Source organism: Marinomonas sp. HM11-D (genome assembly GCF_057626615.1).
The window spans coordinates 68,492-82,041 of sequence record NZ_JBMMKT010000011.1 but is presented as its reverse complement, the minus strand read 5'-3'; the positions used below and the strand labels follow the sequence as shown (position 1 = coordinate 82,041).

The 13,550-nt window shown below is 50.5% G+C and carries 10 protein-coding genes; 7 read left to right on the top strand and 3 right to left on the bottom strand.

Annotated elements, in window-relative coordinates:
* The first annotated feature begins 218 nt into the window (after nucleotides 1–218).
* Nucleotides 219–1,721 (top strand): alanine/glycine:cation symporter family protein, encoded by a 1,503-nt coding sequence (locus ACOSVP_RS14225; RefSeq protein WP_487348155.1) that lies wholly within the window; start codon nucleotides 219–221, stop codon nucleotides 1,719–1,721.
* Between the two features lie 88 nt (nucleotides 1,722–1,809).
* On the opposite strand, the gene ACOSVP_RS14220 is transcribed toward ACOSVP_RS14225, so the two are convergent.
* A complete protein-coding gene (locus ACOSVP_RS14220; protein ID WP_487348154.1) occupies nucleotides 1,810–2,376 on the bottom strand; it encodes an MSMEG_1061 family FMN-dependent PPOX-type flavoprotein in 567 nt (188 codons plus the stop codon).
* Nucleotides 2,377–2,495: 119 nt separating this feature from the next.
* On the opposite strand from ACOSVP_RS14220, the gene ACOSVP_RS14215 reads away from it, so the two are divergent.
* The 3 genes from ACOSVP_RS14215 to fhuB are packed head-to-tail and all read left to right on the top strand — an operon-like array spanning nucleotide 2,496 to nucleotide 6,152.
* Nucleotides 2,496–3,263, top strand: coding sequence for an ABC transporter ATP-binding protein (locus tag ACOSVP_RS14215; RefSeq protein ID WP_487348153.1), 768 nt, complete (start codon nucleotides 2,496–2,498; stop codon nucleotides 3,261–3,263).
* A 42-nt stretch (nucleotides 3,264–3,305) separates the two neighbouring features.
* Entirely contained in the window at nucleotides 3,306–4,166 is an 861-nt protein-coding gene (locus ACOSVP_RS14210) for an iron-siderophore ABC transporter substrate-binding protein (RefSeq protein ID WP_487348152.1), read from the top strand.
* A gap of 24 nt (nucleotides 4,167–4,190) precedes the next feature.
* Entirely contained in the window at nucleotides 4,191–6,152 is a 1,962-nt protein-coding gene (gene fhuB, locus ACOSVP_RS14205) for a Fe(3+)-hydroxamate ABC transporter permease FhuB (protein ID WP_487348151.1), read from the top strand.
* An 83-nt stretch (nucleotides 6,153–6,235) separates the two neighbouring features.
* On the opposite strand, the gene ACOSVP_RS14200 is transcribed toward fhuB, so the two are convergent.
* Together ACOSVP_RS14200 and ACOSVP_RS14195 are read right to left on the bottom strand one after the other, a co-directional pair.
* Entirely contained in the window at nucleotides 6,236–8,365 is a 2,130-nt protein-coding gene (locus ACOSVP_RS14200; RefSeq protein WP_487348150.1) for a TonB-dependent siderophore receptor, read from the bottom strand.
* Nucleotides 8,366–8,577: 212 nt separating this feature from the next.
* A complete protein-coding gene (locus ACOSVP_RS14195) occupies nucleotides 8,578–9,501 on the bottom strand; it encodes a helix-turn-helix domain-containing protein (RefSeq protein ID WP_487348149.1) in 924 nt (307 codons plus the stop codon).
* Between the two features lie 265 nt (nucleotides 9,502–9,766).
* Here ACOSVP_RS14195 and ACOSVP_RS14190 point away from each other — a divergent pair, with 265 nt between their 5' ends.
* From ACOSVP_RS14190 to eat, 3 genes are read left to right on the top strand one after another with little or no spacing between them, the layout of a single operon-like run.
* Entirely contained in the window at nucleotides 9,767–11,182 is a 1,416-nt protein-coding gene (locus tag ACOSVP_RS14190) for an ethanolamine ammonia-lyase subunit EutB (protein WP_487348148.1), read from the top strand.
* Between the two features lies 1 nt (nucleotide 11,183).
* Entirely contained in the window at nucleotides 11,184–12,032 is an 849-nt protein-coding gene (gene eutC, locus ACOSVP_RS14185; RefSeq protein ID WP_487348147.1) for an ethanolamine ammonia-lyase subunit EutC, read from the top strand.
* A 50-nt stretch (nucleotides 12,033–12,082) separates the two neighbouring features.
* Nucleotides 12,083–13,489 carry an ethanolamine permease gene (gene eat, locus ACOSVP_RS14180; RefSeq protein ID WP_487348146.1) on the top strand — a complete coding sequence of 469 codons (1,407 nt, stop codon included), beginning with the start codon at nucleotides 12,083–12,085 and terminating at the stop codon, nucleotides 13,487–13,489.
* Nucleotides 13,490–13,550: the final 61 nt, after the last annotated feature.

The following is a 13,550-nucleotide window of genomic DNA, read 5'->3' as shown; positions in this document are numbered from 1 at the left end:
ACTAGCAACACATTGTATCAATTAGTCAAATGTTCAAAGAACACACTGCGTGTTAGATTCCAACCCTTGATTTACACAACTCGTGCTTAATACATCCAAAAGTTTACACAATGTCCTCTGCACGACGACCGTAAACTACAATTTGCTAAATACTAGCGACAATTTGCATCACAAAAATTAGAAAACGCTCAACGAGCGCTTATCACAGGAGAACTTCTATGCAAGCTTTCATTGATTTCCTCAACGGAATCATCTGGAGCCCTGCCCTCATTTACCTATGCTTGGGCGCAGGTCTGTTCTACTCAATTTTGACGCGCTTCGCACAAGTCCGTCACTTCAAAGAAATGTGGTCGTTGCTGTTTAACTCAACGCCATCTGAAAAAGGCATCTCGTCGTTCCAAGCGTTAGCGGTATCTCTTTCAGGTCGTGTGGGTACCGGTAACATCGCTGGTGTGGCCGCGGCAATCGGTTTCGGTGGCCCAGGCGCAGTATTCTGGATGTGGGTCGTGGCCTTCCTTGGCGCAAGTACTGCCTACGCAGAATCGACACTAGGTCAGATCTACAAGGTAAACGATGACGGCCAATACCGTGGTGGCCCAGCCTACTACTTCGAGAAAGGCCTACGCATGAAATGGTTAGGCGTCCTATTCGCACTAGCTTCCATCATTGCCTGTGGTGTGTTCCTACCTGGTATTCAAGCCAACTCTGTGGGTAACGCCGTGGCACAAGTCTTTGGCCCTGGCGACATCATTTCGACCTCATTTGGTGAAGTCGGCACCACCAAAATGGTGGCGCTGGCAGTGATCCTAGTGGTACTAGCATTCATCATCTTCGGTGGTATCAAACGTATCGCGAACTTTACTCAAGTTATCGTGCCATTCATGGCGATGGGTTACATCATCATGGCATTGATTGTGGTGTTCCTAAACCTTGATCAGGTGCCTGGCGTTTTCGGTCTAATCATCTCTGATGCCTTCTCTGCGCAAGCAGGTTTTGGTGCAGCGATCGGTTGGGGTGTAAAACGTGGTGTCTACTCTAACGAAGCGGGTCAAGGTACAGGTCCTCACGCCGCTGCAGCCGCAGAAGTTCAGCACCCTGCGCAACAAGGTCTAGTACAAGCCTTCTCTGTATATGTAGACACACTATTTGTATGTACTGCTACTGCGCTAATGATCCTGCTAACACAGCAATACAACGTTCAAGGCACACTGCCTGATGGCCAGTTCATCGTACAAAACGTGCCAGCGGATGTGATCATTGCGTCACCAGCGTTTACGCAAATGGCGCTGCAAAGCATCTTTGGTAGCTTCGGTTCTATCTTTGTCGGTATCGCGTTGTTCTTCTTCGCCTTCACCACGATTCTAGCCTACTACTACATTGCTGAAACGAACGTGGCTTACCTACGCCGTGCGCTAAAACTACATGTTCCTCTAACCTTGGTTAAGCTATTGATCATGTTCATGGTGGCTTACGGTACCGTAAACACTGCGGGTTACATCTGGAACCTAGGTGACGTGGGCGTTGGCTTGATGGCGTGGTTGAACATCGTCGGTATCATCGTGATCTTCTTTATGGCCCGCCCAACCATGAAAGCGCTGAAAGACTACGAAGATCAAAAAGCCGCAGGCGTTGAAGAATACACCTTCGATCCTAAAGCCTTGGGTATTCAGGGTGCGGATTTCTGGGAAAAACGCCTAGAGAAAAAACAAGCGAACAAATAATCGCTGAGCCTTTCTCGCACATAGAACAAGGCCGCTTAGGGAAACCTAAGCGGCCTTTGTTTTGCAATCAAAGAACATATCTTCGCTCTTAGACCAAAGCATCAAGTCCTAATTGATCCTGCACAATCTGTCCCAACGACGGCAGAATATCGCGCTTTGAAAAGGTTTCGCTGTTCCAAACATTGCCCACCAACATAGCTTTGGGGCAATGAAAAAACAGTTCACTGACGGCGATTTTCACCACCAGCTTAGGACGTTTGTTGCCCTCTAAACAGCGTTCAATCAAGTCTTCATCATCATGCAAGCTAGCGCGCCCTTTGACACGCAACACTTCATGTAAGCCTGGAATAATAAACAACAGACTGATCTCAGGGTTATGCAGTAGGTTACGTAGCGTATCTAGGCGGTTATTACCGGCATGATCGCCAAACAACAGATGCTCATTATCCAACACCTGCACAAATCCCGCGGGGCCACCGCGTGGTGAGATATCCATTTTGCCCTGCGCGGTTTGCGTCGACAGCACCACAAATGGGCTATGGGCAATAAAGGTTTGTGAATGCTGTTCTAACGCGGGAATGGCCTTTTGCAGCACAATCGGATGCGGCGCCTTATACAGGGTTTGTAGTTGCTCAACGGTGCTAATTTGCGCCATAGGATTTTTAGCCTCAAATCTCTCTTCAGAATCACTAGATGATAATGAATGTGATAAGCATTATCAAATAGATCTAGCTATGGTATGTTTAGCGCAACATTATTGAGCACTGTAATCCTATGTTTAAGCTTACCCAGGTTTCTTTTAAGGTCGCCGAGCGCACCATACTTCAGCCCACCAGCTTAGAGTTTGACAAGGGCAAGATCACCACGCTACTAGGGCACAATGGCTGCGGCAAATCGACGCTGATGAAATTATTGAGTCGCCAACAGGCACCGCACCAAGGCCGCATTTTGGTTGATGGACAAGCACTCGACAGCTTTGACCATAAACGCTTTGCCATGAAAATCGCCTATCTGCCGCAGCATCCGCCTATTACCGATGGCATTACGGTACGCGAACTGGTGAGCTTTGGCCGTTACCCTTGGAAAGGGGCGTTTGGCCGTTACAGCCAGGCCGACTGGGACATCATTGATGATGCCATCGAGCAAGTCGAACTCACTCACTACCAAGATCGCTTTGTCGCCACCCTCTCCGGCGGCGAACGGCAACGGGCTTGGGTGGCTATGCTCTTGGCACAACAGAGCGAGTGCATTCTGCTGGATGAACCCACCTCAGCTTTAGACATCGCCCATCAACACGAACTGCTGGCCCTAATCCGCCAACTGAATCAGACACTCGGCTTAACCGTGATCATGGTATTGCATGACGTCAACATGGCCGCCAAGTTCAGTGATCATCTGATTGCCCTACATTCTGGACAAGTGATCGCCCAAGGCCAGCCCGAAGACATGATGAACAGCGCGACGCTGGAAAACATCTACGGCATCAAGCTGGCCCTTTTTCCCCATCCTCACACCGGCCAACCGGTCAGTTACATTGCTTGAGGCTTTTCTATGAAATATGTTCTGCTCTGCCTTTGTGCCCTTATGACACACACTGCCTGCGCACTCACCATTACCGATCAACGTGGCTCACATCACTTTGAGCAGACACCAAAGCGTGTCGTTGCCCTAGATTGGTCGTTAACCGAAACGGCGCTTAGCCTAGGTATTGAACCTGTCGGCGCGGCCGATGGCGTTGGCTATAAAGACTGGGTGGCTTATCCAGCCCTGCCGGATAGCACGGTGGATGTGGGCTCGCGTAGCGAACCTAACTTGGAGCAAATTAGTCAATTAAAGCCCGATGTCATTCTGATCAGCTCCTATCTGCTGCCAGCCTTAGAAAAGCTACAAAAAATCGCGCCGACCTTGGTGTTTGGTATTTATGAAGCCAATAAACAACCGCTCGAAAACGCCAAGCAAGTGACCTTAACCTTAGGCCAATTGTTTGATCGACAATCACAAGCCGAAGCGGTGATCCAGCAAACCGACGCCACTCTTAAACGCAATGGCGAACGCTTGTCGCAGTCCGTCCAGGCGCCCTTACTGTTTCTGCGTGTGCTGAATCAACAAACCGTGCGGATTCATGGTCAAGGCTCCATGGTCAACGCCACCATTACCGCCATGGGCCTTAACAACTCTTGGCAAGAACCCACCAATGCTTGGGGTTTTTCTAACGCAGAAATCGCCCAAGTGGCCGCCCATCAATCGGCTAAAGCGATACTGTTCGGGCCACTAAAAGCCAGCGACAAGGAAACGCTCTACCACTCGCCACTGTGGCAAGCGATGGCCTTCAGCCGTAGCAATAATGTCTATGAGTTACCCGCTATTTGGACCTTCGGTGGCTTGATTTCCGCCCAGCGCTTCAGCGATCAACTGGTGCAATTACTTACCGTCCCCACTCACTAACCTCTTCTAACACGGACTATGCCCATGGTCAGTTCTTTACCTCGATTAGCAGCGCCCTTGGCGCTGCTAACACTTTCAGCGCTGTTAGTACAAGTCACCGTACCTTACTCCGGCGGTTGGTCATTATTTTTGCAAACGCTGTTTCACTATGACACTGGTGATTACCAACAACTGATTACCCATCTAACCTACTTGCCACGCCTCGCCATGGCGTTGGTGTGTGGCTTTGCTTTAGCGTTGGCAGGATGCGTGATGCAGTTTATTTTACGTAACCCAATTGCCGCGCCGACTACCCTTGGGGTGGCTACAGGAGCTCAATTAGGCATAGTGCTGAGCATTTTATTAATCCCACCAACTCTTGCGCTGCCAACGTATTTACCAGCGTTTGCCGGCGCAGTGATCTGTACTGCGCTGGTGTTTTGGATGGCCGCTAAGAAAGGCTTAGCGCCGATTCATTTGGTGCTCTCCGGCATGGTAGTCAATCTGTTTGTGGGGGCCATCAATACCATGCTGATGCTGGTGAATGAACGTCACCTCAGCAGCGTCTTTATTTGGGGCGCTGGCGCTTTGAATCAAAGCAGTTGGGAGCCGCTACTACGTATGTTGCCCTGGCTTACCCTCGCCGCTATTGGTATTGCTTTGCTACAACGTCCGTTATCGGCGTTGGCATTAGGCGATGGCGTATCGAATAACCTCGGCGTGAATGTGAAACGCCTAAAGCTATTGGTGCTCGCTTTGACCATTTTTATGACCGCCGTAGTGGTCTGTGAGGTAGGCATCATTGGCTTTGTCGGTATCGTCGCCCCCGGCATAGTGTGTTTATTAGGCGTACGTCGCCTGCCTTGGCAGCTGTTGTTCAGTGGTTTGATGGGGAGCTTGATGCTGCTCTTGGCAGACTTGCTGAGCCAACCGATTTCGCAAGCAACGGGGGAGCTGTTACCCACCGGAGCCATGACCGCCCTGTTCGGTGCACCGTTTTTATTGTGGTTGCTGCAACGACAACGCTGGCCTGCGCAGCTAAAGTCCACGGCAGAAGCACCGCATCATTATCAGCGCACCTCTTTTATTAAAGTCATCAGTCTGTCGAGTTTGGCCTTACTCCTTGCCATGCTACTGGCCTTGGGCGTCAATCAAGATGCTCAAGGATTTCATATATCCTATGGCGGGACGCTGATGGACCTACGTTTGCCCAGAGTGTTGGGGGCCTGTTTTGCAGGCATAGGCCTTGCCTTGGCTGGCACCCTAATCCAACGTCTGACCCACAATCCCATGTCCAGCCCTGAAGTACTGGGCATGAGTTCAGGCGCGGCATTAACCCTAGTGCTGTGCAGCTTTTTCGGCCTTACCTTGCTGCGTTATGAACAGATTTTACTCGGCTCTGCTGGGGCGCTTGGCGTCACCGCTTTACTTTGGTGGCTCGGTCGCAAGCAACGCTTTGAACCCGCGCAATTACTCTTAACCGGGATTGCCTTAAGCGCTGGCTTAGACGCGATTTTACGCATCACATTAGCAGGCCAAGCAAACGCCAGTGCCTTACTTACTTGGCTATCTGGCTCCACCTATTTACTTACCTATGCTGACGTGGCTTGGCTCGCCGCAGGCACACTGATGTTGGCTTGCTTGCCATTGGCCCTGCACCGTTGGTTCGACTTGATTGAATTAGGGGCGGTGAGTGCCAGTAGCGTCGGCTTAAACTGCCTGCAAGTACGTCGCTTAACGCTGATCTTGGTCGCGCTACTGACCACCCTATGTACCGCTTTTATTGGTCCCTTAACCTTTATTGGTTTGTTAGCGCCACATATGGCACGGGCATTACAGCAACACAGTGCCCTAAAGCAAATGCTCAGCGCCGCTGTGTTGGGCGCCCTAGTAATGGTGCTGGCCGATTGGGTCGGGCGAGTACTTTGGTTCCCATGGCAATTCCCCGCAGGACTTTTGTCTTCCTTGATTGGCGGGGCTTATTTCCTCTATTTAATGCGCCGCTAAGCCCTGTTACAGTCAATAAAAAACCTCGATCTTCTTAGAAGGTCGAGGTTTTTTTATGCGACTAACTTAACCCGCAACAGGGTTTAAAAGTGGTATTTAAATGAACCCACCACGGTACGGCTAGCACCAAAGAAACAGTCACCACGGGCCAAACAAGTGGCGTAGTATTGCTTATCTTCCAAGTTGGTAACATTCAATGAGGCTTCCCAGTTATCCTGAGTGTAAGCAATCATGGCATCCACCAAGGTCACGTCTGGTGTTTTCACTCGGTCTTGGCCACCCCAGCTTGAACCCACATAACGCACTCCAGCACCAGCACGTAAGCCTTCTAGGATGGAAGAGAAATCATGCTGGCTCCAAACGGAAGCGTTGTGTTCTGGCACACTGGCAATGCGTGCGCCTTCATTGGCACCTTTTAACACTTCCGTATCCGTGTAGGCGTAGTTCGCAATCAAATCCCACTGCGGCGTGATCGCTGTTTTCGCTTCCAGCTCTAAACCGCGCGCACGGGTTTTACCCGCTTGAATGGAATTAGTCGGGTTATTCGGGTCCGACATGCGACGGTTTTTCTCATACAAGTTATACAGGGTGGCCGTGTACAGATCGTTCGACCCCACTGGCTGGTATTTCACCCCCATCTCGACCTGTTCACCACGTAGCGGCTTGTAAGAATCGCCATTGGCATCAACCCCAGTCATCGGTGTAAAGGACTCAGAGTAGCTAATAAATGGATTTACTCCTGAATCCATCAGATACATGGTGCCAATGCGCTTAGTGAAGGCTTCGTCGGTGTAACTTGCGCCACCTTCGGTGCGGTTAGAAGCATGATCGTAGCGGCCACCCGCCAACACGACCCAATGATCCCCAAGGTACATTTGATCCTGCAGGTAAACACCCGTTTGCTCAATGGTGTTTGCCGCGATATCGCTGTAATCGCTACGACTAATGCCGGTGTAGTTTCCGTACACAGGGTTGTAAACATTAATGTCGCCGATATTGCCAAGGTAAGCGGTTTCTCCGCCTGATTCGGCATTTTGGTAATCCACACCCAACAGCACATTATGACTCACTCGACCTGTATCAAATGTCGCCGCCGCGCGGTTATCCACCGTCAGCGCATCTAGGTAACTGTTTTTTGCATACGCCACCCGCGCAATGTCACCGTTTGCCTTGAGTGCCGGCGTGAACACGGGATAAATCGTTTGATAGGTCACATCGCTTTCTGAGTAGCGCAAGTTCTGACTCAACTCCCAAGTGTCGTCTAGGCGGTGACGAAATTGCGAGGTAATGGCCGTTTCTTCGGTATCGTACTTATCAAAGTCCGGCTCTGAGATAAAACTGTTGCTGGTGATGGTTGGTAAGCCATACGGGGCAGCGTAAAGGGTGCCATACAGGGGTAAGAATTGGGAGGAGGTGCCGCTATGATCATCTTGACGCAGCATCGACAGGGTCCAATCGGTATCCTCTGATAGACGCCATGTCAAAGACGGTTTAATCAGTAAGTGATCGTCTGCAACTTGATCCACCTGAGTATCGCTATCACGGCCAACCATAATCAAGCGATACAACAATGAACCGTCTTCATTAAGTTTACCGGTGGAGTCTAAAGCGATTTGTTTACGATCATAATTGCCTACTTGTAACTCAAGCTCGTTCGATGAGGTGGCTTGGGGACGCTTAGACACCATATTAATCACACCGCCCACTGGCCCCTGACCGTATAACACCGACGCTGGCCCACGAATCACATCGATACTTTCTAGGGTATAAGCATCGGTGCGCGGCGACGCGTAGGAGCCAAATGTTTTTTGCAAGCCATCTAAAAAGAACACCGGATCGCCACCACGGATTGACGCCGCATCGCCACGACTGTCAAAACCATAACGCTCGGCGCCAACACCGGAGCTATAACGCAGCGCTTCACGGACCCCAATCGCACCTTGATCCGTCATTTGATCGCGCGTAATCACGGAGACGGCTTGTGGCGTTTCCGTAATCGGCGTATTAGTTTTGGTGGCACTGACGCTACTTTTCGCAACGTATCCTTGTACCGGCTGCCCTTCCTTGGCGATCTGCTCGTCTTCTACGGTAATCACACCCAGCACTTCATTGGCTTGAACGCCGCTAATGTGAACCGCTCCAACAGCCATCAAAGACGCTAGCACAGCGCGACGCACATGCTCAGATACAGGTGTTCTCATGGGCAAAAACATTTCATCAACCTCACTATGGAATACAATACGCCCGCAATCCTAAATGAGAATGATTACTGAAATCAATTTTATTTGACTATTTTTACAAGATCTCACGACAACCGGATGGAATAAGTGCCGCAATGGACAAGGAGAACTTGGCAGGTAGAAAACCATAAAAAAGCCACCTAACACAAGCTAGATGGCTTAGTTTTCATCAAGTCATACCAAGACTATGAATGGGACTGAGTGCGAGTATGGGAAGGCAGTTCACCAAATAACATGCGATAATCTTTGGCAAATTGACTCATATGCCAAAAGCCCCATTCTGCCGCAATATCCGCCACGTTCACGCCCTCTTCGGCGACGATCAGCTCACGACGCACACCATTCAAACGCGACATACGCAGGTACTGAATCGGACTAATAGACAGGATACTTTCAAACGCGTATTGCAGGGTACGACGACTGACATTCGCCACTTCACATAAATCCGTTACCGTCAGTGGCGTATCTGGATGGTCGTGAATAAACGCCCGCGCCGTGTCCACCACCTGCTTGCGATGATGATAACTTTGCGTCTGTGCTGGGGCGGGTTGCTCGGCTTTGAGCACCTCAAGTAGTGCCATCATAAGTAGGTCATGAGCTAAGCGCTCGGGCATGGCGTTGATCGCTTGACCATTGAGTAAGCGCGTTAACACATAACGCACATCGGTGAGGGTTTTCTCAGGTAAGGCCAAACGACCATGCTCGGTCAGTTCCGACCAATTCAAATCCACACCATGGATCTTCGCCATGCGCATCAGTGCTGGCAGCTTTACCACCATACCAAACAGTTCATAGTCCTGCGGTGTGGTCAGCTCAAACTCACAGCCACCCGGGCGGCACATAATATGCTGCTCACGCACAGTCAGACCATTGATACGACTTTCCTCTTGACCGCTAAGTGGAATGCCCAGCCAGACAGAATCCGGCCACACCACGCATTTTTGCTGCAGCGCTTGGCTGGTCACTTCCTTGAATACTTGCAGATCGCTAAATGGCAACTCGACGATGGCGCCACGAAAACCGCCACGACTGGTTTGATCGTACTCCTGTTGCCAATTGGTGAGGTTACTGGCGTGTAAATCCGCATCAAAGGCCTCTTTAAAGGACACTTTAACGCTCTTTTTTGGTGCATTTAGTGTTTCTATCCCTGTCATCGTTGTTCTCCGACTATCAAATTTGCGCAAAACGCAAACCTGAAATTTTTATAGTCATTTGATTTATAAGGATTTTTAAAAATTGCCAAAATTCGATAACGCCTTTTCATACACATTTAACAAAATGTCATAACTTGCTGAGCGTTCTAGCCAGCAATCTTCATGCCCATAAGGCAGCGTTATCAAACAGGCTTTTAACAGTAGACGGAAAAGTTTCACTATGACAAATGCGCAGACTCAATTTCGCTTTCGACACACAGTGGGTGAGCGGACATTTGGCTTTAAAAGCTTGGCCGATTTGATGGCCAAAGCCACTCCCGCACGCTCCGGTGATCGTCTGGCAGGCGTTGCAGCTGAAACAGCGGAAGAGCGCGCCATTGCCCAGATGACGCTGGCCGATGTGCCATTAAAGCTATTTTTAGAAGAAGTCGTCGTCCCCTACGAAGACGATGAAATCACCCGACTGATCATTGATGAACACGACAAGCTAGCCTTTGCGCCGATTTCACACCTAACTGTCGGTGGTTTTCGCGATTGGTTACTAAGTGATATGGCGACACCTGCCATATTGGAAAAAGTCCGCGACGGCATCACGCCAGAAATGGCCGCGGCGGTCAGCAAAATCATGCGTAACCAAGACCTGATTTTGGTCGGCAAAAAATGCCATGTAAAAACCGCGTTTCGTAACACCATCGGCCTACCGGGTCATCTTTCAACGCGCCTACAGCCGAATCACCCGACTGATGACCTGACAGGCATTGCGGCCAGTATCTTAGACGGCTTGATGTACGCCAACGGCGATGCGGTGATCGGTATTAACCCCGCCACCGACAACGTGGCACAAGCTTGTCGCTTGATGAAAATGATGGACGAAGTGATCCAGCATTATCAGATCCCCACCCAATCCTGCGTGTTAACACACGTGACCAACACCATCGAATGTATTGAGCAAGGTGCGCCAGTGGATCTGGTGTTTCAATCCATCGGTGGCACCCAAGCCACCAATGACAGTTTTGGTTTTAACCTTGCCACCTTGGCCGAAGCCCGCGAGGCTGCGCTTTCCCTAAAACGCGGCACCGTGGGTGACAACGTCATGTACTTTGAAACTGGTCAAGGTAGCGCCCTTTCGGCTAATGCCCATCACAATGTCGATCAACAAACCTGTGAAGCCCGCGCCTACGCGGTGGCACGCAAGTTCAAGCCACTGTTGGTGAATACCGTGGTGGGCTTTATCGGTCCTGAGTATTTGTTTGATGGCAAAGAAATCACCCGCGCGGGTCTAGAAGATCATTTCTGCGCCAAGTTACTTGGCCTGCCAATGGGCTGTGATGTCTGTTACACCAACCACGCCCAAGCCGATCAAAACGATATGGATAACTTGATGACACTGCTGGCGGTGGCAGGCTGTACTTTTATCATGGGTATCCCTGGCTCAGATGACATCATGCTTAACTATCAAACCACCTCATTCCACGATGCTATGTATGTACGCCAAGCGCTGGGCTTAAACCCTGCACCCGAGTTTGATCAATGGCTGAAGCACACAAATATCTTCCATGACGATCAGTTCACTTTGAATCATCAGATTCCATCGGCGTTTGAAAAGTCGCTAAAACGACTGCTGGGAGGCCATTAATATGAAGCGTGTCTTTCCAACTCACCCAACCAATGATCCAGTGATTGAAAATCCATGGCAGCGCCTACGTGAATTTACCGATGCCCGGATTGGCCTTGGTCGCGCGGGCGTCAGTGTGCCCACCAAGCACTTATTAGCCTTTCAATTAGCGCACGCACAAGCGATTGATGCCGTGCATACGCCGCTCAATATCGATGGTTTGATTGAGAGTTTAACTGCACAAAGCTGGTGCCCTAAAGGTCAGCCACTGCGCCTACATAGCCGTGCAGAGCATCGTGATATGTATCTGCAACGCCCAGACTATGGACGCCTACTAAATAAAGCCTCAGAGCAAACCTTAGAAGACCATGCCTACCTCAACGACGAAGCATACGATCTAGCTTTCGTGATCGTCGATGGCTTGTCGGCGTTAGCGATTGAAGAAAATACGCTGCCGTTTTTAAGTGAATTAATCCCACAGCTAACCAGCGGTCCTGAGCCGTGGTCGATTGCGCCACTCTGCTTTGTCGAGCAAGGCCGTGTCGCCATTGGCGACCCTATAGGTGAGTTATTGAATGCCAAATGCGTGGTGGTTCTGATCGGTGAGCGCCCAGGGCTAAGTTCTCCAGACAGTATGGGCTTGTACCTTACTTGGGCACCTAAATCGGGCAAAACCGATGCCTACCGCAACTGTATTTCCAATATCCGCACGGCGGGATTGAACTATCCCGAAGCCAGCCGCAAAACTCGTTACCTACTTAATGAGGCGCGAACGAAACAGCTTTCAGGGGTGCAACTGAAAGACCGCACCGACGAGTCGGCGCTCGAACACGACAACCATAATAACAACTTCCTGATTGCTCAGAAGTAGATAAGAAAGACCTTTAAAAACATAACCATACAGACACATGAGGAACACACATGGCTGAACAAATGGATCAAGAATATCTGGCAAAACGCCAGCTCAAACGCGGCACCGCCGGCTGGCTCTTGCTAGCAGGTTTAGGTGTTTCTTACGTTATCTCTGGTGACTTCGCAGGTTGGAACTTCGGTATTGCCGAAGCGGGCTGGGGCGGCTTTGCGGTAGCAGCGGTACTAATGGGTATCATGTACCTAACACTGGTTTTATCCTTGGCAGAAATGTCGGCATCAATCCCTGCAGCTGGCGGCGGTTATAGCTTTGCCCGCCAAGCGATGGGCCCGGTGGGCGGCTATATGACTGGCCTTGCCGTACTCATCGAATACGCGCTCGCGCCTGCCGCGATCGTGATCTTTATTGGCTCGGCGGTCGAAGAGCTTTTGGGCTTTAATGGCCCTGTGGTCTATGCCCTATTCTACTTGGTGTTTATCGGTATTCATTTAGCGGGGGTAGGTGAAGCCCTTAAAGTGATGATGGTGATTTCTGGTCTAGCGGTGGTTGCCATTCTAGGGACAGCCATTGCTCTGATCGGTGATTTCGACGCTTCTCGTCTATTCGATATTGCACCCACGGATGCCGCTGGCGCATCAGAGTTTATGCCCTTTGGCTGGTACGGTGTCTGGGCAGCGTTGCCATTTGCGATGTGGTTATTCCTTGCGGTAGAAGGCGTACCCTTGGCCGCGGAAGAAGCCAAGAACCCAGCTAAAGATGTGCCTAAAGGCATCATCGGCGCCATGATTTTCCTACTGTTCACAGCGACACTTGTCGTGTTCCTACTAGCGGGTGTGACTGGTGCCGAAGCAATCGGCGGCAGTGCGGTCCCATTAGTAGATGCATTAAACGTAGCAGGCAAACCAACCCTTGCAACGCTGGTAAACGTGCTAGCCCTAGCGGGTCTGATTGCCTCATTCTTCTCGATCATTTACGGCTACAGCCGTTTGGTATTCGCTCTATCACGTGCAGGCTATTTGCCAAAGAGTCTGTCGCTGACTAACGAGCGTAAAGTGCCCGCACGTGCCTTGATCGTACCAGGAGTGTTTGGTTTCCTAGCCTCTTTAACAGGCGAAGGGGATTTGATGCTGGGCATGGCGGTTGTCGGTGCGACGGTTTCTTACGCACTGATGGCATTAAGCCACATCTTGCTTCGCGTGAAACAACCTGAGCTTGAGCGCCCATACAAAACACCGGGCGGTGTGTTCACTTCGAGCGTTGCCTTAGTACTGTCGATTGTCGCGCTAACGGGTGTGTACGCTTACGATCCACGCGCCTTTATGTACACCTTGGCGTTGTTCGTGATCGGTGCCGCCTACTTCTTCTTGTACAGCAAAAACCGTCTGGTCGCGAAAACGCCTGAAGAGGAATTCAACATGCTGGCACAGGCTGAAGCCGACCTATCGACCCAGTCTTAAGTGTTATTAGCGTTTTTTGTCCGACCTTAACTTTGTCTCACACTGAGACACTCTCCCACCT

Excerpts from the sequence above, each read along its gene's own strand:
- ACOSVP_RS14225 (WP_487348155.1), top strand. The coding sequence starts at position 219 with ATGCAAGCTTTCATTGATTTCCTCAACGGAATCATCTGGAGCCCTGCC.
- ACOSVP_RS14220 (WP_487348154.1), bottom strand. The coding sequence starts at position 2,376 with ATGGCGCAAATTAGCACCGTTGAGCAACTACAAACCCTGTATAAGGCG.
- ACOSVP_RS14215 (WP_487348153.1), top strand. The coding sequence starts at position 2,496 with ATGTTTAAGCTTACCCAGGTTTCTTTTAAGGTCGCCGAGCGCACCATA.
- ACOSVP_RS14210 (WP_487348152.1), top strand. The coding sequence starts at position 3,306 with ATGACACACACTGCCTGCGCACTCACCATTACCGATCAACGTGGCTCA.
- fhuB (WP_487348151.1), top strand. The coding sequence starts at position 4,191 with ATGGTCAGTTCTTTACCTCGATTAGCAGCGCCCTTGGCGCTGCTAACA.
- ACOSVP_RS14200 (WP_487348150.1), bottom strand. The coding sequence starts at position 8,365 with ATGTTTTTGCCCATGAGAACACCTGTATCTGAGCATGTGCGTCGCGCT.
- ACOSVP_RS14190 (WP_487348148.1), top strand. The coding sequence starts at position 9,767 with ATGACAAATGCGCAGACTCAATTTCGCTTTCGACACACAGTGGGTGAG.
- eutC (WP_487348147.1), top strand. The coding sequence starts at position 11,184 with ATGAAGCGTGTCTTTCCAACTCACCCAACCAATGATCCAGTGATTGAA.
- eat (WP_487348146.1), top strand. The coding sequence starts at position 12,083 with ATGGCTGAACAAATGGATCAAGAATATCTGGCAAAACGCCAGCTCAAA.